The following is a 26,652-nucleotide window of genomic DNA, read 5'->3' as shown; positions in this document are numbered from 1 at the left end:
TATAAGACTTTTACTCACCTCAAATTATTTCTATATAATTTGGGGTTTTTTATTATTTGCAACATAATTATCAATTTTAAATAAAAATACAAATCAAATCACAATATTAAAAATCAATTAAAAATACATTATTTATTAAAAATATTAAACAGTTCACATTTAAAAAATATTTTTAACTTCAACCCAAAATTAATATTGCCTTAATAATAATTTTCATGCAGATTAATAATAATTACATTAAATAAAGGTAATAATCATGCATAAAAATCTTTATAAATTCATATTACTTTCATCATTAATGACTATTGCTTCGGTGAGTTATTCATCGGGTACAATTCAAATTAATGGAAATATTGTTGAAGATACGTGTTCAACAATCCACTCAGACAAAGACTGCCAAGTAATCAACACTATAAAACAAAACATTGAATCAAAAAGCGTATCTTTAGAAGATTTGAGAAACAGCCCACAAAATAACAATCTAACCGAAATTAGTATTGAGAAAATCCCTGAACATAACAGTGCTGTAATTATTGCCAGTTATTATTAATATTTTTACTCACCATAGATTATTTTTAATAGTATTTAATCTATGGTGCTATTAAATTATGATTAAAAACATGTTTAACTAAAATTTAAAACACATTCATTTAAAAAAATAAATTTAAGCATAAATATTGACCAGACATTTTATTTTCTATAGTTTTATATCCGTTGTAAAAAATTAAAAAACTTTAAAATAATAAGGACAAAAAAATGGATCATATGAATTCAGATTCACCCACAGATACAAGTTGTGTTGATTGCAGTACAGATCCCATCGAATCGCTAAAAACAATGTTTGTCGATATGGTACAAGCGGGGAGAATCGGCAAAGGTCAGTGCCCTGCTATGCGACCTGTTTTTTTAAAACCGCATGGCATAGCTGCTGCTGAATTTATTATTCGAGAAGATTTACCAGAAAACTTACGTATTGGATTATTTGCTCATTTAGGTAAACGCTATCCAACATGGATTCGATTCTCATCAGATACTACGCCTACCAGTACTGATTTCAAATCTACTTTAGGAATAGGCATCAAACTATTTGAAGTTGATGGTAAAAAGCTACTAGGAAATCCCGATGCAGGTACTTTTGACTTCCTCATGCAGAACTTCGATGCATTCTTCGTCGATACGGCTAAAGACATGTGTGAATTCACGAAGGCTGGCGTTGTTGATGGCAACTATGATCCCTACTTAAAAGATCATCCAAAAACCTCTGAATTACTTGATGCAATGGCAAAACCAGTTGCCAGTGTTTTATCTTCGGCATATTGGAGTGGCTTACCTTTTAAATTTGGTGAGAGCCAGTTCGTTAAATATAAATTAGAACCCAACTTTTATCTTGATCCACCAAATCACTCTCCCAATGACCCTTCTTATTTAGGTGCGGATTTAGTTGCTCGGTTAAAAAAATCAGAAGCGCGATTCCGCTTTATGATTCAATTAAGAACTGATCCAGACCAAATGCCATTAGATCAAGCAACTGTTGTCTGGTCAGAAGATTTGAGCCCACCTATTCATGTCGCTGATATTGTTATCCCTATTCAAGATATAGAAGCTCGCGGTCAAGCTGAGTATGGTGAAAATCTTGCCATGAACATATGGCGCGTAACAGCCGATCATGAACCTGTTGGTTCTATTGCCGATGCTAGGCGTGTGGTTTATGCAGCTTCTGCTGAATTAAGACGTAATGTAAATGGAATACCTTTAGGTGAACCAAACTCCCCTCGTCCACTTATTTCACCTGCTGCCTGTGTCGATACTCATATTGTCCGTGCAGCAATACATCCAGCGATTGGTATCGCTCGAGTAGGCGATAGTGAAAATGAGTTTTTCATTGGGCCTGAAATAGTTGATGCCCCTGCTGATCTTAATCAGCAACCAAATTTTTACCGAGACTCAACGGGCGCTATTAAAAGACAAGCGGCTCGTTTTCGACTCTATGGATACAATGCAGCTGGTGAAGTTGTCCGTGAACTGACCCCAGATAATGCAGACATCGTTTGGACCGTGCATGTTGCCAACCGCAAATCTCAATGGTATGAGTTTCAATATGCGCTAGATATACCTGAGGCTGTCAATGCACCAGACAATGCATTTGCTTTACGCAACCCTAAAGTCAAAGCAGAAAATCGAATTAAATTAGCAATTGATCCAGGTCCAAGAAGTATTTGTGGTCGAAATATTTCAGGTGGTGCTGAGCATCGCTTTGATACAGGAACATTTCAAGCTGCATCTGATCAGCCTGTTACTGTGCCCTTAGGTGAAATACAAACTGATGAAAATGGGAGACTACTATTTTTAGGTGGACATGGAAAGTCTGCATCACCAACCAATGCACCAGTATTCGATCCAGATAATCCGCCAAGCTTTAATAATGCAAATGATTGGTACGATGACACCTCAGATGGTACTGTTGATGCGACCGTAAAAATCAATGGTGTAAGTATCCCAGTTGAATCTGCTTGGGTTGTTGTCGCACCACCCAATTATGCACCTGATGTCATCAGTTGGCGTACGATGTATGACTTGATGTGCGATGTATACGTAAATGCTGGCTGGATGACAATGCCAGAAAAACCATCATTTACCGATGATATTTTGCCATTATTAAATCGTTTGGGTGGGCTTCAATGGGTGAATAAAGGTTTTGCAGCTTATTTTGGTAAAGGCTGCCCTATGGATTTTAGCAATCCGCAGTTACTCGCCAAGTTGTCATACAAACCCAAAGATCTAAATCAAGCAGACCCTTATAGCGAACTTCGCCGAGCAATCTTTCATAACTTCAGACCATCAAGACCAGTTGTAGCAGAGCCAGTTCAATGGCCACATATTTGGCCTTGGATTTATGGTGATGCTTTTGGTAGTTTTCCAGAAAATGGTACAGGTAATATGTTGACCATGACTGGGCTACAAGAAGGCTTACTACATCATTGGGTTGAAGGGAACTTCATTGATGATTGGTCAGATCAAGAGCTAAAAGGCTTCAGCTCTTTTGACCAAGTTCCACTAAAAGACCAACCACATACGCTCGATAAAGCAGCATTGCATTATTGTTTAGCTGACACTTTCCATCCTGGATGTGAAATGACATGGCCTATGCGTCACGCCAGTATGTATAGTTCACCTTTTAGAATCAGACGACGTTCAGATTCTGATCCTGAACCAGATTATGGTGCTACGATGACACCTATCAAAGTTCAACAAGTAGATGGGCCACTTTATGCTCAAATACCAGGAAGTATCACTCGTTGGATGGCAATTCCTTGGCAAGGAGATACAGCATTCTGCCGTTCGGGCTACGATCCTGACTTTGATCCTTATCTACCTACATTCTGGGCTGCCCGTGTTCCCAATCAAGTGTTAACAGAACAAGATTATCAAAAGGTTATTAATCTAGATTTGCCTAGAGAAGAACGGATTGCAGCCTTTAATCAACGACGTAGTTGGTTAAGAGCCATTCAAGATGCAAATACGGCAGACGTTATGATGCGTATGGTTGCACACTTCAATGAACTTGGTATTGTTGAGGTTCGTGAAGGCATTAAAGATGATCCAGATATTCCCGAATATCTATATGTTGAAACGTTAATAGCAGGAAAATTAAAAGCTGCTGCTGAATATGCAACACATTTACTCGAAAGTAGCACTAAACCACTGACAAATCTCGATAAAGCAGGTTGGGCTAGTCATGAACAACTACTCGCGTTTAGAGCAGTAAGAGTTCAGAAACGTTAAATGCTCAATTATGATTGTGATGTGTGCGTAGCTGGTAACGGCCCTTCTGGTATGATTGCAGCAAGGCAGCTCGCTTTAGCTGGGCTATCAGTAATTATAATTGGTAGCCCAAATCATCAAATGCATAAATTTGGAGAAACCTTAGCTGGGGCAGCAATTCGACTACTTCTGAAGTTAGGTCTTAAAGAGCTGGTTGAAACACTGCTAAATACTTCAAATGACAATAATTCTTTCCCCCCAAAAGTCACAGGAAATATGGCTTTTTGGGGAACTGAACAAGCATCTATAACAGATGCTATTCATGATCCTTATGGCTTAGGTCTTCGAATTGATCGTCAACGATTTGATACGCTCTTAAAACAATATATTCAACTGAAAAACATTACACATCTGAACGCGAATATCACAAATTTAACCAAACAGAATGGTCTATGGAAAATTACCTTAGACGGTAAAATGCTTATTACTTCAAAATGGATTATCGATGCGACAGGCCGCAGCGCTAAGATTCTTAAATTACTAGGTGTTCAACGGTATCGAGGAGCTCCTTTAGTAGCCCTTTATCGTACCTGTGTACCTGAGAAAAACATATCACTGAATAAAACAATAATTTCATCCAATGAAAGTGGATGGTTATATGCAGGAAAAATCTCTGAGGAAAAATGGGTGTTAGGTTTTCATACTCTTCCTAAATTTGCATTTAATCTAAGGAATCATGCATCGCATTGGGATGACATAATTAATAAAAAAAGTGGTATTACTGATCTTCTAGGTCAATTAGGGTTAAGCGCTGATATTTACGCTCATGATGTTCGCACAACTTGGTCGCCCGAAAACTCTGGTGAAGGTTGGGTTGCTTGTGGTGATGCGTTATTGGCTTTTGATCCAATCGCAGGACAAGGCCTATTCAATGCAATTTATACTGCAATAAAAGCTTCTGAACATATTTTATCTGCTGAGCAAAAAATAACGCTAGAAAGCAATTATTTAAAAGAATTCCAAAAGATTATTAAAGTATATGAACACCGAAGATATTCATTATATAAAGAGGAACAACGATGGTTAGATAGTGCTTTTTGGAAAGTACATCAGTATTATCAATGATGAATGATATAAGGCTCATGCAACAATCTTTTCAGTTGTATTTTGAGCCTTAGAGCCTACTTTCGCTAGGCTTTGTTGCTCAAAGCTATTCTTGAAGGTTTCTTTAGCAATATAATTTCCAGATGAAGAAGCCTGTCCCTAAAATCTACCGTACAACCAATTGGTCCTCGTATAACCAAGCTTTAATCAAGCGAGGAAATATTTCAATTTGGTTCGATCCCCTGACTCAATGGTATGCTCAACCACAAGCTAAACATGGAAGAAATCAAACCTATTCTGATACAGCAATTCAGTGCTGTTTGATGATCAAATCTATCTTTCGACTTTCTTTGCGTATGGTCACAGGTTTTGTGCAAAGCATTATTCAACTCAGTGGATTAAATTGGACAGCACCAGATTACTCCACCCTCTGTAGACGACAAAAGCATATTGATATTGCGATAAGCTATCAAAAAAGTCATGAGGGACTACATCTATTGGTAGACTCAACTGGCTTAAAGTTTTTAGGCGAAGGCGAATGGAAACGCAAGAAACATCAGCCTGAATATCGTCGGCAATGGCGTAAACTACATATTGGTATAGATGCTAAAACCTTGCAAATACGAGCCGTGCAGCTCACAACAAATAATGTCAGTGATTCACAAGTCTTGGGTGATCTGCTAAATCAAATCCCATCTGATGAACTCATTGACTCTGTCTATACCGATGGAGCCTATGACACGAAATTGTGCAGACAAGTGATTTCAGATCGTCATGCACATGCCGTAATTCCTCCAAGAAAAAATGCAAGGCCATGGAAAGATAAGAAATTGGGATCTTTAGAAAGAAATGAACTATTGAAAACAGTCAAAGGTCTAGGAAGAACGCTTTGGAAAAAGTGGTCTGGCTATCATCGGCGCAGTTTGGTTGAAACTAAGATGCATTGCATCAAATTATTGGGCGATAAACTCAATGCTAGGAACTTTCAAAGCCAAGTGAATGAGATTCATGCACGTGTGGCAGTATTAAATAAATTTACGGAATTAGGCAGACCTCACACCCAAGTTGTGCCTTGAATTTGGTAGGACTTGGTGAAATCAGCCTTTATAAGGTTTGTGCAACAAAGTCCTTTCGCTATCAAATTCTTGTTAAACGACAATCAAACTTAAAACAATTATTTCATTAATCTAAACTTATTTTAGAGCATAGATTCTGAAAAAATTCTAAAACTTCTTAAAACCATACCGAAATGGTTCTTACCTAATTAAGGCTAAATCAGCTATTTCTAAACATTAATAATCAGGATCATAGAAATATCTTAAAGATTCCTGTTCAATTAAATGCTGATTTTCTGAATAACCATCTTCTTCAGCTTGCCATTCATATTGCATGTATTTTTCTGATTCAAGTTTAGCCTTAGCATTTTCATCTATACGTTGTCGCTCTTTTCTTTCTCTATCGATAGCTTCCTGAGCTAGTTTCGCTCGGCGTTCAGTTTCGAGTTCAGCCATTTTTTGCATATGTTGTACAGCTTTTTGTTGATATTCTTGTTCTCGTGCTATCCGTTCAGAATTCGTTTTCCAAACAATCACGATCATTAAAAGGACTACAACACCTAAAATAATATAAAGTCTATTCATTAATTACAGATCCGAACTGTTTGTTTTTCTAATCAATTTTAAACTAATTAATAGCCATTATAATTCAACTATGAACAAAAATTTGATAATTTAAAATCAATAAACTGATGAAATCAAAATAAGAGGTCAACCTAGCGTAACCCAAAGCAAGAAGCTCGTGGATATGCTAAGTACTGCCATTAAAATTAGAATAAAATATTTACTGCTGCTGAAGTGATTGATGAACTCATCAAGCTTGTAAAGACCATTTTGGAGTCTGACAAGCTTGCTGCTGAAAGCAATCTAACTGAATACGAGTATGCCTTTTACTCTGCTGTCGCTGAAAATGATAATGCAAGAGGACTCAGGTAAAAAGATATCCTCAGAGAATTTGCAGTGGTACTTACTGAATCCATTCGCCAAAATGTCACGTTGGATTGGACAATTAAAGAAGCAGCACGGGCAAAGCTAAGAGTAATTGTGAAACGGTTGCTAAAAAAATAGGATACCCACCTGATATGGCATTATTAGCGACTGAAACGGTTATAGAACAGGCTGAGCAATTAGCAAATGAACTTGCGGAAATGTCGAATTTAGAAGAGGTTTGACCATAAATTAGACCATCGGATTTTTGAACTGATGGACCATCAAATAGACCGTTGGTCTAAACTGTTTTTCTTATTTTTTCCATTGAAAAACCCTCTAAACTCATGATTTAGAGGGTTCGATATATGGTGGGCCCACCGTGACTTGAACACGGGACCAACGGATTATGAGTCCGCTGCTCTAACCAACTGAGCTATAGGCCCTATAAAGTTAATTACAATTAATACAATGCTTTAACTTGATACCGATTCTACATAATATTTTTTTGCTTTGCAATATCATTTTATGTAGGCACTATGTAGGCATCTAAAAATATTGTATGTTATTGCGAGTTATTGCAAACAGACGTGATCATACACCATGACATCTGAAAGAACAAAGCTAACAAAAACATTTGTTGATTCTTTGCCCTTATCCCCTGATAAGCAAGTTATCTATAGGGATTCGGAGCTTATCGGCTTTGCATTACGTGTCACAAATATCAAAGTGTATGTTGTAGAACGTCGTGTAGGTAAATCTTCTGTACGTGTGACTGTCGGTAAACATGGCGAAATTACACCTACCCAAGCCCGCGACAAAGCCAGCCATTTATTAGGATTAATGTCACAAGGAATCAACCCTAATAAACAAAAGCAGCAAGAGCGCAAAGAAATGTTTGCTGATTATGCAAAAGCAGACCAGCAACCTACCCTCTTAGATGCCTACACTGCCTACAAAACTGAGCGTGAATTAAGTAAAAATACATTAGATGATTATGAGCAATGCGTTAAAGACTATTTAATTGATTGGCGAGACATAAAATTAATAGATATTTCTCGTAAAATGGTTCAAGAAAAACATGCTGAGCTTTCAAAACGATCTAAAGCTCGTGCAAATTTAGCTATGCGTTTCTTTCGAGCTGTTTTCAACTTTTCTGTTGAACATTATCTTGATGCCAATGATAAAAACATAATTGATGTATCTAACCCGGTAAATACGTTAAAGGCTAAAAAGTCTTGGAATAAAATTAAACGTAGAAAAGGATATATTAGAAACAATCAAATGAAAGATTGGTTAGATGCAGTTATCTCGACTGAATGGGTCGGACAGCAATACAAGAACCATAATGCTTATACAAATCAAGATTTTTTATTAACTGTACTGCTGACTGGTTTCCGTCGTGAAGAAGCTGAAACAATTGAGTGGTCACATGTCGACTTAAAATATGGCTCAATAACTTCAGTAGATCCAAAGAATGGCGAACCTCTCACCTTACCTATGGGCAAGACTTTACTCCACATAATGCAAAAGCGATTTGAACGCTCTGGTGGAGGTAAATATGTATTCCAAGCTCGCCAAGGAGTCGGCCATGTTACTAATAGAAGCAAAGCTAGGCTAAAAATTGCTGAAATCACTGGTATTAGTTTTACCTACCATGATTTAAGACGTACATTTTCAAGTGTTGCAAATAGCTTAAACATTGGCTCATATACAATCAAAAAGCTTGTTAACCATGCTACAGAGGAATCCTCTGATGTAACGGAAGGTTATGTACAAGTATCATTTGAGGATCTTCAAATTGCGATGAATATGATTGAAGATTTACTTTTGGATGATGAGATCATTTCTAAGATAAAAAATAGAACTTTTAAGAAAATAACAAGGCATCATGATTACTTGGAAAAATCTGTTGTTGAAAATCCAGTCGATATTGATGATGCCTTAAAAGCACTCTCAAAAGTTGATCAATTGAAAACTCGGCTTAATTAAATTATTCTTTCTAAAATTCTTAAAAGTGATGCATCAGAACTATGAGTGATACAAGTCTTTTAAATGAATTGAACCTAATGATTGATCATTATGTTTCTAGAAATGGACGACAACCAGACAGAATTATTTTGGGGTATAAAGCCTATGGGGCTTTAATGAAAGATTCAACATTTTCCAAAGAGGTAGCTAATTCAGCACTAGATCCCAATAAACGTAAATTTAGAAAACTAAAAATCAAAGTGACTAAAGATGATCACCAAATAGAACTAGAGTAGATGAATAGAAAAAGCCCTCATAAGAGGGCTTTTACATAAATTTCAGAGCCAAGGGGTTATGAGCCCCCAAAGGATTAACATGAGGAAAAACATTTAAGTAGAATGGTTTATCGACTATAAAAAACTAATTTTGATAAGAAAGCATGTAAACGGATAAAAATATGTCTGCATTTTTGATAATTATTGGATTCATTCTAGCTTTCTCTGGAATGATCTTTGGTCCATATATATTTCATAAACACATCAGAAACTACCAAGAAAGTCATGCGATGGGCTTTTTATGTATGCTTCCTGGTATGTTTGTTGTGATGCTTGGCTTTTATTTGAGATGAGAAACTAAGGCCCTCCTCAGAGGACTTTACACATTTTACGGATAATTCTACTTATTAGGCTTGGCTTACAATGATGATTTTTTCTCATAAGTCACCTATGGGCCAAGCATCACTTAATCGTTTTGCATCAGCTGCGTGTTCATCAGCTCGTTGCGCCATTGTTCGATATTCATTGACGCACTTTTCGAGTACGTCACCGCTGGCATTGGCGTACTCAATAACGGTTTCTTTGGTAGCTGTGGACATACGACTTGAGGCTGTATTGATTTGCTTTGACAAGCGATCAATAGAGGACTTAGCATCATTACTATCAGCAAGTATTTTTTGGATTTGTTCATTGTGATTAATCTCAGCAGTTAATATTTTTTCAGACCACACTTTTTCAACTTTAATAGCATCTGCTTTTGCTTTTTCGGTAAGTGCTTCAGACTTTGCTAGATCGGTTTGATACTTTGCAGCAAGTAATTCATAGTCACTTTGTATGCTTGATAAACGCCATGTCTGGATACCTAAACCAATCGAAGCTATCAAGAATAGAGCCATCAAAATACAAATGATGGCTTCATAAAATTTGGCTAAAAATATTTGTAACATTATTGAGCCTCCAAGCATTTTTTATTACGCTTTACTTGCCATTTCCAAACACCTGAGCACTTGTTAGTAGCAATTGAACAATCTACTTTTTTGCCGTGTTTAGTAATGTACTTGTATAAAAGAAGTGAGTTACATGCTTGAACATACTTGGCTTGTTTTAAATTGCGAAGCATCGATGATCTCAGCCATGTGTTGCGCCCATACTGGTAAACAAAGTCAGCGTAAACGTCATATTCATCTTGTGATAGCTTCACGCCTTTTAAAGATTGATTTAGAACAGTGGAATCACCTTTCATGTGATACTGAAGGAATTCTGTAGCCTGTTTTTTAGTGATTGGTGGATCTGTAATTTTTACTTTCTGCCCATTTGGGTAAACTGTTGTACCTGTACCAACCGTCGCTACTCGACCAGAATCGTAATAAGGCTTTAGAACAGTACCTTCGCGCTCTTGGGTCCATTGAACACCGCCGATACTAACAGCTAGAATGCCACCAATCGCACCAACACAAAGCTTAGTCTTGTTCTGCATTACAATCCCCCATCAATTTGAGTTTTTCTAATTCATGGATTTCTGAAGCGCGGATATCTTCTTTTCGTTTGTAATACCAATTGATTAAGAAACTTAAAATACTTACGACTAGCCCCCCTACACCTATGACTAAACCAATAAATGTAATCGGGTCAAAACCAAAAAATTTTGCAGCTGCTGCTGTACCACCACCTAATACAGTCGTTTTGGCAGCTCCCGCAGTTAAAGCATTTGTCGTCTCAACTATAGTCTCGGTATGATCTGACATTTTGAATTATCCAAGTTTTCTTTAGACTTATTCTGCTTTACTAAAAGTCATCAATTTTTTTGAGTTCCAATAAAAAAGCCACCTTTGGGTGGCTTGATTTAAAACTTTAAATTGTGAATGTTGCACCAGGTGAACCTTGATTACCTAATAGACAACGGATATAACCACTAAAATTAGGCGGTAATTCTAATACAAAAGTAAAATCAGTCTCACCATCTAAAACTTTTTCATAAGCGATAGGGTCATCGTTACTTATATCTGATATAAGTCCCACAACAGTTGAAGTTGTAGCTGTACCTGTAATTGTGACAATATTATTTGCGCCTCTTGTAACGCTATTAATAACTGGTTCGTACATTACTCCGTCATAAGTAGAAGCCCTGTAGTGAATATCACCAATATTGTAAGTACTTCCATCTGAATTAAATCCTTTAAACCCTCCATCAGAGTGGAAAGTATAGAAACCTTCAACATAATCCAAAACTAAAATCTGATTAGCTATTGGCGTATATTGCGTCACAGTACCACTTGGGTCTGTTATATCTATTGTTCCTATATTTGAACCAGAAAATGAGAATTTTATTTTAGAGTTTTCAATATCTATTTCAGCATATTCAAATAATCTGTCAGGGAAAGGCGCTAAACAGAATGTAAGCGAACCATCCTCATGCTCGATGAATGTTGGATTACGTGTTGCATTTAAATAACTTGCACCACTAACAGGCTCCATCTTAAATCTATGAGGTTGATTGTCGATGTTTAATACGAAGAAGAATCCATCATAATCACTTTGAATATATGGATAATCTGTTGCTATTAAAGATACAAAAGAACCTGCTGTACCAGTGAGTATAGGATCATCAAAATCATCTATATAAAAGTCCCACGTTCCAGATATGTTTTCAAAGTTAATTCCAGCATTAGCACCTTCACAAGAAATCAAAACAGGCGTGTAAGGTGATAAGCAAACTACAAACTCATAATCTTCCCCACCAACTTGTTTTTCCCAACTATATGTTGGGGTGGAACCACCCATAATAGATAGGTCAATCACATCAGGCTCACCATCTGAAATAAGTTTTTTAAAAACCACTTTAAGCCTTAAATCTTGATCAGATGTATTTTGAATAACAGTGAAAAAATCAGGTGAAGGACTTTCGCTAAATGAAAGAGGACAGTTACCAGATTTTAATCTTTCAAGCGATTGGCCTAAATTCTCAGTTTCAAGCCTATTTAAATTATTAACAATTGAATAAACTTGACCAGTAGTTGCATCTGATACTTCAAACCTCCAATACTCATACTCTAAAGAATCTGCTGGTTGTGATGTTAAAAGATTCAATATTGAAGTCGCACCAGTACAGCTAATTTGACTTCCTCCAGCACCTTGAATTCCGATACGCAAAACTTGAATACTTGGCAAGCCAGTATCCAAACAATCCTGAACAGCGATGTAATCTAAATTATTTGGTTCATAACCGAGCTGGCCACGTATATTCCCTTGGTGAATGGTCATAGGCTTATCAGTTCGCCCGCGCATGAAACGACCGACAATCATCGCTGAAGTAAGTCTCTCTCTCGTTTGAATTTCAGTTTTATCAACTACTCCTTTGCTTTGAATGCCAACCGCCTGGCCTAAAATCTTTGTTGTGTTCATCTTCTACCGCCTAAATTATTGATACTTTTAATTACTTCATTGCCAAGTTTTATAAGTAAACTTTGCTGCTGCGCTTCACTTTCAATCTCTTTTTTTCGATCTTCCCAAGCATCTGAGGCGTAATAATCCGCTTCAAAACTAATGGGTAACTTCATGGTTTCGTAAAATGACATTTTGCAGTGACTAGAGAGAGATTGGATGGTACTAAGTAAATGACTTGTCCAACTCTTTGATGATTCCGATAAAACAGGTAGAGGCGCGAAATCGTAAAGGCGCGTCATCTGCACCTCTTTCTACTACGAATCCTTCGTTGTTAATTCCAAGTTCAACATGTGTGTACAGCTGGCTACTTAACTTTTGGAAATCAAGGTAAATGAGATTAAATTCACTTTGTGGTAGTGCTTTCAAATAATTCAAACGGTGTGTGAATTGCTGCGAAAAAACCTGATTAATAGCATTCCGATCTGGCAAAGCACCTAAATGTTCATGACCATCATATTTAATTTGAAATGCCAAAAGACAAGCTATCCATTCAGCCGCATTCACACATTTTGCCTCAAGATATTCTGCCTCTGTGCCATTAAGTTGACGTACTGTAATACCAACTTCTTGGATTTCATTCAGAAATTCAGTTTGATCTTTGAAACAGTTTGATAAGTCAGTCGCGGTTGAAAATAAAGTATTAGTTTGTTTCTGAACATATTTAAGCATCAAGAAATAACGTTCTTGAACAGTCATACTTAATGGAAGCTGTGAGTTGTTCAAAGCAAAAGATAAGAAAGCAGTTATACGTTTCTCATTTAATTTAGGATCGATTGCTGCAACTTTTAGGGCATCATTGAATGCTATTTCATTTAACTGATAGTTGTTATCAGCAATCGGGATAGGATCAAAGATCAATGCCATATTTACTTTCCTTTATTTGACTGCATATAGATTACGAACATCTTGAGCATCCCAAGCTGTTCGGCTTATCAAACTTAAATTTACGGTTAGGCTCAGCCGATTGCCCTCTTTATCAATAGGGGCAACAATTGGCGCTGAAACACTTTGAAGAATGAAAGGAATATAAGTTTTACCGTGCGTAGTGACCGTGATATAAGGGGGTATCAGGCCCGAAAATAGCCCATCCACACCTTGATCAACTAGATCAGTTAAAACTGTTCCTTGTGATAATTGCGCTGGCAGTGACCATGATTGGAGATGCATTAATTTGTTTTCTACTTCTGCACGAGCATCTTTTAATGCAATAAAAAAAACACTTAGATTTAAGTGAACTGAAGCCGTAGAGAGAAATACTTGTGTTGTGTTGACTTTATTAAGATTTGTTTTGCCTTCTACACTTTTAGCAAATTCAGCAATCGGCTTAAATGCCTTTGTTAATAAACCTGCTGCTGTATCACCAAGTAAACCGCCAAATGCTGTTCCTACTACGCCACCTGAAGCTACGGCTTGTCCTGTTTGCAAAGCGGCCATCATCATTGGCATTTTTAATTCCGGATTAGAGTTTTCAAACGGAGTTTGCCATTGACTCTCAAAATTAATATCCCCATCGGTTAGGAATGCGCGAATGGTTGGCTGAGATGTATCATAAGAAAAATAAGGCTCATTTGTATCCGGATTACGCTCCATCGTACAAAGACTAAATTCAGCAAATTTATGTTTTGACACATATCCCCAGAATGGATCAGCACTATAATCCACTGGTTGTATTGTCTGTTCTGCATTTGCTACTTGAGCACCTGCTAATTTATCCGACATAAAAAAAGCCCTATATGAATAAGGCTATTTTTGATCATGAATTTACGTATATTTTGGTCAAGTTCCAATTAAGCAGATTGTAAAGAAGCCTCAACTTCTTTAATTCTCTTTAGTTAAACAATAATATGTAGATACTAATATAACTAATCTTTTCTTAGACCTTTTACTACAACAAATCAAAGAACCAATCACTAATTGGTTTAGGAAGCGAGTTAAAACTGTTATTATGAATGTAAGAAAATATTAACAACTCCATAAGTTAATATTATCAATGAAATCATAATTAGCCCCCACCTTGATACCACATCATAAATGTTGCTATTTTTATTTACACTAGGTGCATATACATAACTGACATTCCATATACTTGAAACAAAAAACGCCCAAGCAACTATTAGAATTGCAAAATCACTTACAGTAATTGAAGTAAAAATAAAAGCATAAATAATAGATATAAAAATGATTAAACCCGTAAATATCAAGCAAAATAGCTTATATTTTCCAAGCAAAAGTAATAGAGCATCTTTCATAAATTCACCTTAAAAATCTTACATTTCTTAGAATAATCAGCTCATAAAGAAGCTTCAACTTCCTTAATTTTCTTAATGATCTCGGCTGACTTATTGTAAGACATCACAATTTCACCATATTGATTTTCATGCGCAAACCAATAACTAGTTAGAATCTTTTTAATATACTCAACATTCAAACCATCGCCATTGAAAACATAGTTGCTTCGCTCTGTTCTCATATAAAGACCATATCGATCAAGTTGCTCATCAATTCTTAGTTTACGAGGTCTGATTTGCGCATCGCGTATAAGCTCAAAAAGTTGCTCAGGGCTTTCAGCATGTGAGAAATTCAGATTATTTGGATAAGATGGTGCTTCATCAGGCGTTGTATGTCTTTCGATTATAACGATACGAGTATTGACTCCAGTACCTGCATTCCTAAATGTACTCATTGGCAATGAGATTTCTCCAACTTGGTACGCTTCTTTTTCATTAGCAATCCAGTTAGAAAGCTTTTCATCCATTGAGCCCCGAGGAATAAGTGCCACGATTCGCCCTCCATCGTAAAGATGTTGAAACGCTTTTTGAACATGTTTGATTGCAAGAGCGCCAGCATTTCCGAAAGGTGGATTCATCACAATTGCATGATACTTATTATTTGTACCATGAGCTTCAAAACCATCAATAATGACATTAGCACCTGTATTTGCCATTTTTGCACGACTCGCTAATGATTCAGTTGGTTCAATCATTGTCAAATTAACATCGTTTGGAGCAAATCGACCTATTGCACCATCCCCAGCACTTGGTTCAAGAACATCATCACCTTTATGTACTCCCGCCCATTCAAGCATTTTTAAACCTAAAGGTTCAGGCGTTGCATACCACTCTTTTCCCTCTCGGTTGCTTCTACTTTCGGAACGCTTGCCTTTGGCATAATAATAAGTCATCGCTTTATCGAAAGGAGATAGTCGTGCGATTCGTGCATTTTCTTCATCATATGCTTTACCACCAATTCCATCCATAAGAGATGGTTCATGGTATTCAGCATCTTCATAAGCTTCGATAAGTGCTTGCTTAATACTTACTAAAGCATCCTCACCTTTAGCCAAGTTATCTACTGTTTCTGCACGTCCCGCAATTGTTTCTGCAAAAGCAGTTCGTTCCCAATTTGTTCCAGTTGTAAAATAACGCTGAATTGCATTTGATGCTTGTCCTACACGATAAATGCGGCCTTCAGTTTGGCGAAGCTTAGCTGGTTTGATTGGTTGACCGATATTTACGTTTACTCGTTGATGAGACCCGGTAGTGTCATGTAAAGAAATACCTGTCGACCCTGCATCTGATTGCACAATTAAAATATCAAAGCCACTATTATCCTGGTTAAACAAATCGACATTTTTTTGTCGATCCTTCTTGGAAACACGTCCATTGAATAATAAAGCATTGGGGAATGCACGGCGCAATGTAACAAGTGGAGAATTATAATTACAATTTAAGCGAACTAAATCAGCTCGTTCTTTAGCAAACTCTTGATATTGTGCAGCTGCGACTGCGTTGTATTTCCCATCAATTGTCTTGAACTGATCATCTGAAAATGCGAATGGCTTGAACCCACCACCATCATTGTAATCATGGAATATAATTACTTTTCGCCCTAATGCTAAGTTTTTTTTGAAAAATGGAATTCCTTCCTCAGCCTTTATTGCCTCAAGCAATCTACGGCGAGAAAGATAGTCAAAACGTTTATTAACTAAACTGCTTAAATCAGAGAAACGGCTATTCCCATTGGCATCTTTAGAATCCCAAAGATAATCTAATCCTTCATCAATTTTTTGACCGATATTGGATTTGATCAAGACAAATTTCCGATCATAGTCAAACTTCAATTGAAGTTCTCGACCAGCCATTGCACCAGATGATTTAAGGCCTTCAGCAAATTGACGTTCAAAAACACCTTCATCAACCCCACCTTCTGGCCGTGTCAACTTGTTATATCTCATCCTATAGCCAAAATTAGCCATATAGAATCGTTCTCGCGCTCCACCAGTGTTATAACCGCCATAGGAATTATTGCTAAATTGTGATTCTGGCGGTGTAAAATTAAATAGGTATCCTTCTGCCCAATCAACTGTTTTTGTATAAGCAAATGGAGTAGCAGATAAAAATACAACTTTTGCACGTTTACCAGATTGCTCAGTCCAATTCTTTTCCCATTCAACCTTATAATCATGGAGAAATGCGTTCCATTCCTGAATCATTTCATCGGTGCGTTCTTCCTCTGGCAATGCATATGGATCTCGCTCAGGAAAACGCATTTTCGACCAAGTGTAGAAACCTGAATGATGACCTGTTAATGCTCTTAAATTATCAAGTGCTGAAGTCACGCCACCATCTGCACTTTGCATTAATGTATGAGCCTCATCAACAATAATAAGATCCCAATCTTTCTTTCCTAAAGATTTGTTCTGACCAAAATTCGCGTAGGTTGTTACTACAACATTTGCATCACCACCATTGTCTTGTGTATTTGCCAATTGATGAATATCAATATTCAGTGGTTTGCCTGACTTTATAAAATCACGAGCAATTTTGTCACTTAAAGTAATAATCAGAATGTTTTTAGCGCCAGCATTTAAAAATCTTTTAACCGAACCTAATCCAGTAAATGTTTTGCCTGTACCTGTGCCGTTTGTAAATAAAATACCATTTGCATTATCTTGAATTAATCGTTTTTCAGCTTTGACAATATCATCACATTGTTCAGGTAAAAGATAAGGTAATGCTTCACTAATATTTTCAGGATCTCCCCATTCTGTAGGTGTTCCCTCTGCCTCAGCTTGTAATTTTGCTTTACCTTCTAACTCAACTCTAACTGACTTAGCAGATTGAATAATTGATTTATTTCGCTTGTCTCTAGTAGGTGATCCTGAGTTAAAAATCGCACGGCTTCCGCTGCTGTCATCCCCTGTAAGATTGGTTGGACTTCTCCCATCTGAAGGTTCATTTCCTCTATTTCCTGTGCCAAGTAAACCTGCATCATTATTTTCTGATAGGCCAATACTACGGTTTCGGTATAGCCCTTGCTTAATAGAAGCTGTTCCTGTTGTTGAAGGCGTTGCTCCATCTCCATTTGATTCAGACTGAGGAATTGCTGATCTTCCAGATCCGCGACGAAGTTCGCTAAGTTGTGCCAAGTCTGAATCGGTATCTGTAACATTAGAGAAAACCTCTTTAATTAATTTCTGATCTTCTGAAAGAATTGAATCTGGTAAATCGAGGATATGCTTCGCTCGAATTAAGGTTAATTGGTTAAATATGAATGCATAAGGATCAAATTGCTTTGCTGTTTTTACAGGTACACCATTTAGTGAAATAACAAGAAGAGTTTTCCCTTTTTTGGTGATGTATTCGATAAGCTCTTGTTCACATATATAAAAAACTAGTGATTTTTTTAATTTATCCAGTGGATTTGTTGGAATCTGTTTAACTAGAAAGGATTGTAAATTTGAATCTAATTTTTGAACTGAATCGTTAAAAACATACTCAGAAATTTGATTTAAAAACTGGTTCTCACTATCTTTTTCTGCATATCCGATGATTTTTCTAGTTTCGTTCAAATCAAGTTCAATTTCTCCAGAAAGTACCTTCTTGAAATAAGTATTAATTTCATTAATGCTACTCAGTGTCTTAATTAACTGATCTAATGAACTAAGAACATTTTCAGGTTTTAAAGCAAAGTTATTTTCAAATATGGACATACAACCCTCAACATGGGATTTTTTAACTTCATCATGTTAAAGGTTGTAAAGTGTATGATTTTTAAAGCGTTCCAATAATCAAGATTGATAGAGCACATCTAAATGTGCAATTGAAATATCATCAAAACCTTTCATTAAATTTTTTTCTAATTCATCAACAATCAGAGCAGCTAAAGCTACTGGATCAACTTTAGAACCAGCCTTGAAAATTGCTTTTTGGATGATAGACGGTTTCACATCCTTATCATCAAAAATGATCGCTGGAATGAGTTTTTCGCTTCTTTGTTTTGCATAAGTGATACGTTCTTTTCCTGCGATAAGAAAGTAATTCCCATGTTTTTCGATAACTACAACAGGGTCCTCTTTGCTAATTTTACTTTCATGAATTTTGGGGGCATTTTCGATACTAATTTTATCAACTGGAATATGCTCATAAACTCCATCCATTGCCCATGAATCAAATTCAGACCAAGTGTGTTGTATCTTAGTATTCAAATCTTTCATAGATAGCTTTGAAATACTACCGAAACCTTGCCACCCCTCCGAATAATTAGACATGTAGATTACTTTTGCTTCTTCTTCAGTTTCAGCCCCAATTACAACCTTATGTTCATCAAAAGTACCATTCAAATTTAATTGATTGATAACATATGCATACTTTGGGATATGATCCAGGTGATTCTTAATAAACACATCAATTTCATCACCATCTGCGCCTAATGTATTCTCAATATAGCCATAGTGATGTTGCAATGTGCTTGACCATTCTTGACCATTATCATCAATACCTGAACGTGTTGAACCTGCTGGATTCTCTATCGCAATTTTTAAATCGCCAATAGAAAAGAGGCCTTTTGTATATTCACCAGATTGCTTTTGCTCGTTACTAGGGAAATCTAAATTATTATGAGGTGATGTAGCTGCTTCATGCGCCTTTTTATCGTACAACGTGTATGATTCAGCAGAATCAAACATACTTAGATTGGCATTTTCTCCATAATTTTCTTCAATCACATTTACAGCGTAATTGATTGCATCTTTAATGCTTACTGTTTCAGGCTCACCAAATAGCCCCATATTCTTACTATCCAAAGCATCCTTTTCAGCAAACTCTGCCATCGCCTTAAAAAGTAAACTCATCTTTTTGGCACTACGACTATTTTTAGACAGGAATACCGCCAATTCAGGTACACCTTCACCAAGATCACCAAATAAGCCCTGCTGCTTTACAAACTCAATAATATCTTGATCATTTTGCTTTGCAGCTAAGATCGTATTTGCTGCATCAATAATTGCGTTTGTTACGCGCTTATCAAGGGCTTGTTCGATACCATCAACGATAGAACTTGATACATCTTGAACATCACCACGACTGACCGCTTGGGCCTCAATAAATTTTGGAGCTGCCGCTCCCAATGCATTTAGCATATTTTGCAAATCTGGCTTCGTTTGATCTGCCATCATTTCAAGCAGTCGGTCATCATTATAAGCTTTGCTAAATATTGCAGCTTTCATTCGTGTGACCAATGCCTGTGTTGGCTTCCCATCAGTAGCAATATATTGCGCTGCTTCTGTCTCTCCCAAGGATTTGAGGAATCCTTGAATAAACTTCTGATTGCTTGCTGTGATTAAGTCACCATCTTCACCAGGCGTAAACAAAGACAGTAGGTTATCATCTAAACGTTTTGCATCTGTTTTTGCTCGTTCTGTAGCACTAAATGACAACTTATCATCTTGATTGGCTTCTACTGTAAATTGGACACGATCAACTTCTGAGGTACGAATACGCACAAGGATGGGCTTTTTGAATTGATTTATTTGATCAGCACTAAAGCCAAAATATTCAGCTTCCTCAATCAACCATTCTTTGTATTCATCTGCATTCCCACGTTCATAGGAGAGCTGAATTGCCATTGTACGTCCATTCCCTGACTCAACCACCAGATCATCACCAACGATTGGCGCACCAGTATCCGCACGTCCTGATCGACCCAAGCTTTCAGGATCTAATGTATTTGACGTTTTTTGTACCCAAGTCTGTGATGATTCTCGACTACGATCTCGAGGCTGTAATTCTTGAGGATAATTAGGATTTTCAGCACCTGTAGCGGTATGTGAGGCAATCACTTGATCCGCTTCTAACACAGCAAATACAGTTGATACCTTTGTCCCTTTTGCTGTTTTTACGTTGTTGACCCTGCCTTTTACGAACTTAGGCTCAACCTTTTGGTTTTCCCTCCAAAGTAGTGCTTCAGCTTGTTCTTCGGTTAGTGCATTACCGTCTTTGTCTAAAACTTGTACATACAGATTGATTTCATCATCATCATATGATTCAATAGAATCAAAGCCAACTTTAGAGCCTGTGGGGTTAATGACCTGTGAGACAGTCCGTAAGTTGGTTTTTTCTTTTGCTGCTGCTAAGTAATACAATAAATTCCCATCAGAATCCAAAGCCACTTTTAATGTAATATTCAGACTGTAATTTTCAAATTCCTTCAATTTATTAAATACATAGTAACCTACCGCACTATCATCACGATCTTTATTTAGCGGCACTAAATCACTAACATCACCCGTCATCAAAACTTCTGGAATGTAAGGTATTGCAAGATACTTTGCATCTCGCATACGGTCATGAATTTTTCCGCGAGATTTAGAGTTAATACGAACTAAACCAATTTTAGTTTTAATCAACTTTCCATTTAAATGTTCATTAAAATAAGCCTTTGAAGCTGTAATTGATTTACCATCATATTGATCAAGATTATCTAAATATTCCTGATATATTTTACTCGCCTGTTCACCATCCCAATCAACAATGACTTGATTGCCTAATGCTGTAACCATTGAATCAATAGCAGCCAAAACATCAACATCTTTAGAAATATTATCGATCTTGCTCATTTCACGCACAAAAAAATAGCCCATTTAGGACTATTTTGAGAGTATCAAGACTAGCTAGGCTTGTTCAGTTCCAACCAAGTCATTCACTTGAGTAATAAGAACATTCACCGCTTCCAACAATAAAGGATCATTTAAGTTCTTTTCAGCTTCACTACGAACTTGTTTAAGTAGTTCAATAGAAACTTTGACATCACCATCGATAATTGATTTAAACAGTTTATTCACGGATTCATTTGATTTGCCACCAAGCAACTCAATCAACTCACGTAGCCGTTTAGTGCTTTGTAGTTTATCCATCCCCTTAAGATTCGGGATTTGTTCAAGCAAAGTACGAAGTTCTTTCGTGAGCTTTAATTTTTCCAAGGCATTCATGTATTTCTAATCCTTAACTAACAGTTGCAGCTTGATTTACTTGATACATTGAATAAGCTGAAACAGCCTGTTCAAATAGATCATTAGTTTCATCAGTTAAGCGGCCACCAATTGATTCTAGTTTGCCTTCAACTTCACTAGCTTTAGAAAAATCAACTTCACCCTTGATGACTTTATTCAGATAGTCTGCATCATCATTATGGCTATTTGAATGAGCATTATCTTCTGTTGGTAACAATGCAGGTAAAGCCGAAAAAGCTGGATATTTAGCAATCATGTCATCAATTGTCTTGAAGAATCGTGGTGCCCCAAATCCATTGCTCCAAGCACGAGATGAAGCATTATTTGCTGAAACCTGCCATTCGCCATATGTATTAATATGTGCAGTCCAATCATCAATTTTTTTATCGTTTTTGAAGGCTTTATAATATCCATTACCCAAATCTTCGATTGGTGGATAGGTTTTATTCTTTGTTGAATCTTCACTAGGACCTTTATTCCAGCGCTCAATTGTATTTTCTACAGCAACAACCATTCGCTGAAGAGATTCTTTTAAACCATTTGCAGTGGCTACTTTACCAAATGGACGTTCAAGCAGATTTTTTGCATCTGTAAGTGCTTCTGCAATACCACTTGGATAATTTTGTTTGTAGAATTCTTCGGTGGTTCCACCTGTTAACCAACGATGACGAATTGCTAAAGCATCATAGATTTGACGTGCTTCGGTCTTTGTTACAACCTTTTTATTAGATGTTTCCGTTTCATCATTGCTAGTTGAATTATCAGTGTTTGGCGTATTATTTTGAGCACTAAAGCCATCTATTTGATTTAGAAGTTCCTGAATTTCCGTAGCTAAAACAGATTTTTGATTCTGCTTTTCAATAATACGCTGTTCAGCATCAGCTAGAGCTTTCGCACTTTCTGCCTTTTTTGCTTGTGTGCGTTTAAACCGTGCACTGTTCTGGTTAATCAGTTTAGCAACACGCCCTGCAAGCACTGGTAAAGCAATACCCTCTCCTTGATTCGGTTGAACCACACCAGTTACATCTCGGTTATTCATCAAGATTTTCCAAGACAACAAGGTGTCATGTGGCGCGATACGCTTAGCATCACGATCAGGATGATGAAACAGAATTGTGATTGTTTGCCCATCTTCAAAATCATATGAAACGGCAACATTTAGTACTTTTTTGTGGCGGAAAGGCTTGTCGCTTTGGTCCACTTTTAAGACTTTTACCCCGCCTTTTGAGGCTGTCTGCATCGCCTTATGCAGCATGTTCATCAATTTATCGAGATACTGATATTCCACGATGATTGAGTCAAAGTCTGCATATTCGGCATCAATTGATTCAAGCAAAAACGGCAATCCATCAAAGCTTGATAGCAATCCCGACTGGTCATCATGAAGCTGCATATCCAAAAGTAAATTAGCAGTTTTTCCTTCATGAGTTAGGAGTTCAATACCATCCCAACCTGGTATTGTTGAGCACGGTATATCTTGTAATGCTAAGAGATGTGTACGTTGAATCAATTGATTATTTTTATGAAATTGCTGTGTTGCTAAATGGCGCATTAATCCACTCGTATTAGTTTCAATCACATCATCTTCAACGGCATCAAACATTCGCCCAAATTGCAATTGAGCTAATGTACTTGCATGATCATTATCAACTGCACCCAAAACGGCAATTGAATCAAAGGCTGCAATGTTATTGATTGATCCTTTCAGGTTAACGATACGCCATTGGTCATCATCTGTTGCCGATTCTGTAACGATTGCATTAAGTTGTCGATATTGCCCTTTGACAATCCCAATCGAATTTGACCCACTATTTACAGAATCAAACCCTTGTACCAAACGACTTGTATGTGGGTCATGTTGTGAAATAAATATGTCGATATTTCGCATTGAAAAAATGCCTCAATATTTTTCTGATTGAGGCAATTTTTGCATTTTAGAATCATCTAACTCATGAGCTGTTCCAATCATTTCAGCATTGGAAACATCTTTATGAAATTAAGTGTGACAATCCCTACACCATTTCTATTCGTCGCATCTAAAGGGATACTTCCTGTTTGTAATGCAACTAAATGCTGTACTTCGAACACTCTTGTAGAATGACTATGCCTATCGAATAGAAAAATCGTCATTCGCATTAGATAGTCATTCGGTACAGCTTGAGTTCCACCATCCTCTCCATCTGGAAACATGATTGCTTTTATTGCTAAGGCACTGTTTAGAATGGCCGCATTTCGAGTCTCAATAAAAGGAATTGAGATTTCACCTGAATTATTACCAGTAATATGATTGAGTTGAAAACTACCAACCTGAACACTATCTGTTTGAGCGTCTAATAGGGATAAATCGATGCTTTGACAGAGCCATGGCAAGCTAAAATTATTATCAATAAGAGGGATTGGAGTAAAATTAGTCTCATTATCCTTAATATCCCATCCTTGTTCTCTTGAAAAATTAGCAAAATCTCTTGCATCTGCATTCACCAACTCATACGTATCTAATAAGTCACTTTGTGCTCTTGCTAACTTTCCTTTTGCATCAAATGGCTCAAGCTTTACACCAAAATGGATTGTTGAAAGCGTTCCTACAGCATAGAGTTTGCTGTATTCAATTTTCGCCTGATCTACAGTCATACCAGACCACACGCCAAATCTATCCGATACCACTGAGATCGTTTCAAGCTGCCCGTCATTTTCAACTTTAGCCATTATTGCTCACTCCCTCCATTTATACGAGATTTCGCAATATCGGCTGCGATACGGCACGAATCGTCATAATTGAAACCTGCATCTTTTTCTAAGATGTACTGCATCGTATCTTCACTTAAATCAGATTCTTTAAGTGAGTTAATGACCTGAATTTTAAGTAGTGAAGTATTCATTTGAGTTTGTTTATTGGTGTTTTCTTCTGTCACAGCGGCAGATTGGGTACTTGAGAACTCCACTTGCCACGGAAAATCTAGCTCACCTGCTTCGAATTGCTCGTTATAGCAGTAACCCCAATCAATATGCATTACATCATTTACTAATTGTACTGCTGATTGCCTGATATACATTGAACGGCGCATGATTTGACTAGAAGTATGAAATGCATTCCCGTCACCAATACCACCTGAAAGCATATCCGCCCACCCCACCATAGAAGGATCAAGGCCAATACCGCCCATTAGCAAGCGAACATTGATCATAAATGTTTCGATATTGACAGGTGAGTTACGTTGGCCTTTGATATCTCCCACCGGGTTAAGAATCTGTTTTTCATCCCAAGTCGGCAGTACGTGATATTTAGTATTCCAAATACCTTCTCCGCCCTCCATAGCATTTTTTACAAACTTCTCATGATCTTTGAGCATTCCTTCTAAGCCACGGATATATGCCTCCCGCTGTGCTGGTGGCATTCCAGCCATGTTTAATGTAAGAAACATTTGATTAACAGCATCTGCAACTTGTTGGCTATTCATTGTGGTTAGGGCAAGAATGACATCATCATAGGTTTTCTCAATCGAATAGAGAAATGAACCTCCAACTTGGGCTGGCAAGATCGGCAATTCTGCTGGATTATCACCTTCAAGTATTTGAGAAATTAAGCTGGCTTCAACTGGATCAAATTGTGGGACATTTTGAATCCGTGGCAACTTCATCCGCACCATCTGCCTGTCATTTAATTTGGCCGTGACTTTAGACCAGTTTTTGGGATTCAGCGCAAAGTAAGCAACTGTCTTACTACCTTGCTCAAATGCCTGTATTTGTGGTGCATAGGTATATTCATTAGTAAGTAAGTCAGTAACACCTACACCCTTTTTCCCATAAACCCGAGCATAAGCATCCCCAAAGGAAATTCCTTCTGAACATAATTTAGTAATGTATTTATTAATAATAGTTTCTATTGGCTTGATACGCTTTTGTAGTTTTTCTAATTGCGCTTTTTCAGTTTTACCTAACTCACCTCGCAATCTCTCAGTAGGTGTAATAAAGATTTGTTGGCCTGTATGTGTATCCCCACCTAGCGCCGCCATGACATGTATACCAATGCCCTCTGCTATAGGTGCAAACCTCAGCATTTGCTCCCACTTGGTTAGAATTTCCTTTCGAGTTCTTTTCCTATTTTCCTGTGTTGTATGTGTACCTAATGAAAAAGGAGCTACAGCATCATACATTTGAGCCATTGCTTCTTGGTTAGCATCAACTAACGGTTGTGGTACGCTATTTATGCTTGGTCCTAGCAACAGGGATAAAATGTGAGAAGCAGCCATAATAAAGCCAAGTTTCTTATGAAATAAATCAATTTTGACTTGTTAATGCTGATATCAAACCATCATGTTCCACTTGGGACAGGTGGCCCACTATTTGAACCACCACTTTGGACACCAGAATGAGGATGACTTTTGCCAGATACTCCCGCTGCGATTACATCAACAGTGGCTTCAATTTTACCTATGGTTTTTTGATTTCCATTATGCTCAACATCACCATCAATGATCACTTTACCTTTCAGATGAATCGTAGGTGCTTCGACATGAACTTTTGATCGTGCGAGTAGTTCAATATTTTCTTGTCTAATACGGCGTGTATCGACAACAGCGCCCGTACCATGACTACTATAAAATGCGATTACAGGTCGTGATTGTTCATTATTTTCAAAAAAAATATAAACATCCTCACCCCCTAAAATTTCTCTTTCTGTATCCTTATCACTGTCACCCACAGGATAAGCAAAAGTTGCTGTTAATCCTTCTATAGCACCATCAGTCAAACCTGGTATATGAATTTTGGCAGTTCGGGCTTCTGCATCATAAGATAGAATTTTAGCCTTTTTGAATCCATACAT

21 protein-coding genes, 1 tRNA gene and 3 pseudogenes are annotated in these 26,652 nt (G+C 37.2%); 7 read left to right on the top strand and 18 right to left on the bottom strand.

All coding sequences use genetic code 11. The features are described from left to right. The first annotated feature begins 256 nt into the window (after positions 1-256). From F959_RS08415 to F959_RS08400, 4 genes are all read left to right on the top strand, one after another. Complete coding sequence (locus F959_RS08415) at positions 257-550, top strand: type 1 fimbrial protein (protein ID WP_004879112.1); 294 nt, start codon at positions 257-259, stop codon at positions 548-550. Positions 551-756: 206 nt separating this feature from the next. After that, positions 757-3,783: a LodA/GoxA family CTQ-dependent oxidase gene (locus F959_RS08410; RefSeq protein ID WP_004879109.1), complete on the top strand. Its 3,027-nt coding sequence runs from the start codon at positions 757-759 to the stop codon at positions 3,781-3,783. Then, on the top strand, positions 3,784-4,887 hold the full coding sequence (locus F959_RS08405; RefSeq protein WP_004879107.1) for an FAD-dependent monooxygenase: 1,104 nt from the start codon (positions 3,784-3,786) through the stop codon (positions 4,885-4,887). Between the two features lie 122 nt (positions 4,888-5,009). After that, entirely contained in the window at positions 5,010-5,942 is a 933-nt protein-coding gene (locus F959_RS08400; RefSeq protein ID WP_004879106.1) for an IS5 family transposase, read from the top strand. Between the two features lie 216 nt (positions 5,943-6,158). Here the strand turns inward: F959_RS08400 and F959_RS08395 are convergent, their stop codons facing one another. Continuing rightward, complete coding sequence (locus F959_RS08395; protein ID WP_004879104.1) at positions 6,159-6,506, bottom strand: hypothetical protein; 348 nt, start codon at positions 6,504-6,506, stop codon at positions 6,159-6,161. Between the two features lie 106 nt (positions 6,507-6,612). Here F959_RS08395 and F959_RS17005 point away from each other — a divergent pair. Next, positions 6,613-7,093, top strand: a pseudogene (locus tag F959_RS17005) (type I restriction enzyme endonuclease domain-containing protein); the annotation flags it as partial. 124 nt (positions 7,094-7,217) lie between these two features. Here F959_RS17005 and F959_RS08390 read toward each other — a convergent pair. Continuing rightward, a tRNA-Ile gene (locus F959_RS08390) sits at positions 7,218-7,294 on the bottom strand. Between the two features lie 157 nt (positions 7,295-7,451). Here F959_RS08390 and F959_RS08385 point away from each other — a divergent pair. Both F959_RS08385 and F959_RS08380 read left to right on the top strand, forming a co-directional pair. Then, entirely contained in the window at positions 7,452-8,840 is a 1,389-nt protein-coding gene (locus tag F959_RS08385) for an integrase arm-type DNA-binding domain-containing protein (RefSeq protein WP_004879100.1), read from the top strand. 41 nt (positions 8,841-8,881) lie between these two features. Further along, a complete protein-coding gene (locus tag F959_RS08380) occupies positions 8,882-9,115 on the top strand; it encodes a hypothetical protein (RefSeq protein ID WP_004879096.1) in 234 nt (77 codons plus the stop codon). A 416-nt stretch (positions 9,116-9,531) separates the two neighbouring features. Here F959_RS08380 and F959_RS08375 read toward each other — a convergent pair whose 3' ends face one another. The 16 genes and pseudogenes from F959_RS08375 to F959_RS16995 form a co-directional block, all read right to left on the bottom strand. Further along, positions 9,532-10,041, bottom strand: coding sequence for a hypothetical protein (locus F959_RS08375; RefSeq protein ID WP_004879093.1), 510 nt, complete (start codon positions 10,039-10,041; stop codon positions 9,532-9,534). Further along, positions 10,041-10,571 carry a glycoside hydrolase family protein gene (locus F959_RS08370; RefSeq protein ID WP_004879091.1) on the bottom strand — a complete coding sequence of 177 codons (531 nt, stop codon included), beginning with the start codon at positions 10,569-10,571 and terminating at the stop codon, positions 10,041-10,043. The genes F959_RS08375 and F959_RS08370 overlap by 1 nt, the downstream gene beginning before the upstream one ends. After that, complete coding sequence (locus F959_RS08365; protein ID WP_004879090.1) at positions 10,555-10,839, bottom strand: phage holin family protein; 285 nt, start codon at positions 10,837-10,839, stop codon at positions 10,555-10,557. Before F959_RS08365 ends, F959_RS08370 begins: the two co-directional genes overlap by 17 nt. Positions 10,840-12,235: 1,396 nt before the next feature. Further along, positions 12,236-12,496: pseudogene (locus F959_RS16975) on the bottom strand (hypothetical protein); the annotation flags it as partial. Then, positions 12,493-12,669: a hypothetical protein gene (locus F959_RS16745; RefSeq protein WP_004879086.1), complete on the bottom strand. Its 177-nt coding sequence runs from the start codon at positions 12,667-12,669 to the stop codon at positions 12,493-12,495. The gene F959_RS16745 and the pseudogene F959_RS16975, both read right to left, overlap by 4 nt. A gap of 31 nt (positions 12,670-12,700) precedes the next feature. After that, positions 12,701-13,402 carry a hypothetical protein gene (locus F959_RS08355; protein WP_004879085.1) on the bottom strand — a complete coding sequence of 234 codons (702 nt, stop codon included), beginning with the start codon at positions 13,400-13,402 and terminating at the stop codon, positions 12,701-12,703. A 12-nt stretch (positions 13,403-13,414) separates the two neighbouring features. Continuing rightward, positions 13,415-14,257 (bottom strand): hypothetical protein, encoded by an 843-nt coding sequence (locus tag F959_RS08350; protein ID WP_004879082.1) that lies wholly within the window; start codon positions 14,255-14,257, stop codon positions 13,415-13,417. A 224-nt stretch (positions 14,258-14,481) separates the two neighbouring features. Next, positions 14,482-14,787: a hypothetical protein gene (locus F959_RS08345; protein ID WP_004879080.1), complete on the bottom strand. Its 306-nt coding sequence runs from the start codon at positions 14,785-14,787 to the stop codon at positions 14,482-14,484. A gap of 41 nt (positions 14,788-14,828) precedes the next feature. Continuing rightward, positions 14,829-18,530 carry a DEAD/DEAH box helicase family protein gene (locus F959_RS08340; RefSeq protein ID WP_004879078.1) on the bottom strand — a complete coding sequence of 1,234 codons (3,702 nt, stop codon included), beginning with the start codon at positions 18,528-18,530 and terminating at the stop codon, positions 14,829-14,831. Between the two features lie 78 nt (positions 18,531-18,608). Then, positions 18,609-21,458 carry an LPD3 domain-containing protein gene (locus F959_RS08335; RefSeq protein WP_004879077.1) on the bottom strand — a complete coding sequence of 950 codons (2,850 nt, stop codon included), beginning with the start codon at positions 21,456-21,458 and terminating at the stop codon, positions 18,609-18,611. 30 nt (positions 21,459-21,488) lie between these two features. Further along, positions 21,489-21,806 carry a hypothetical protein gene (locus F959_RS08330; RefSeq protein ID WP_004879075.1) on the bottom strand — a complete coding sequence of 106 codons (318 nt, stop codon included), beginning with the start codon at positions 21,804-21,806 and terminating at the stop codon, positions 21,489-21,491. A 13-nt stretch (positions 21,807-21,819) separates the two neighbouring features. After that, positions 21,820-23,715: a defense against restriction DarA-related protein gene (locus F959_RS08325; RefSeq protein WP_004879074.1), complete on the bottom strand. Its 1,896-nt coding sequence runs from the start codon at positions 23,713-23,715 to the stop codon at positions 21,820-21,822. Between the two features lie 77 nt (positions 23,716-23,792). Beyond that, positions 23,793-24,533, bottom strand: a complete 741-nt coding sequence (locus tag F959_RS08320) for a hypothetical protein (protein ID WP_004879072.1) — start codon at positions 24,531-24,533, stop codon at positions 23,793-23,795. Further along, complete coding sequence (locus F959_RS08315; protein WP_004879070.1) at positions 24,533-26,077, bottom strand: hypothetical protein; 1,545 nt, start codon at positions 26,075-26,077, stop codon at positions 24,533-24,535. The genes F959_RS08320 and F959_RS08315 overlap by 1 nt, the downstream gene beginning before the upstream one ends. A gap of 62 nt (positions 26,078-26,139) precedes the next feature. Further along, positions 26,140-26,307, bottom strand: a complete 168-nt coding sequence (locus F959_RS17000; protein WP_373278708.1) for a hypothetical protein — start codon at positions 26,305-26,307, stop codon at positions 26,140-26,142. Positions 26,308-26,360: 53 nt separating this feature from the next. Then, positions 26,361-26,652 (bottom strand): annotated as a pseudogene (locus tag F959_RS16995) (hypothetical protein); the annotation flags it as partial.

The organism is Acinetobacter venetianus RAG-1 = CIP 110063, assembly GCF_000368585.1.
Taxonomy (GTDB): domain Bacteria; phylum Pseudomonadota; class Gammaproteobacteria; order Pseudomonadales; family Moraxellaceae; genus Acinetobacter; species Acinetobacter venetianus.
This window is presented reverse-complemented; position numbering and strand designations above follow the sequence as displayed.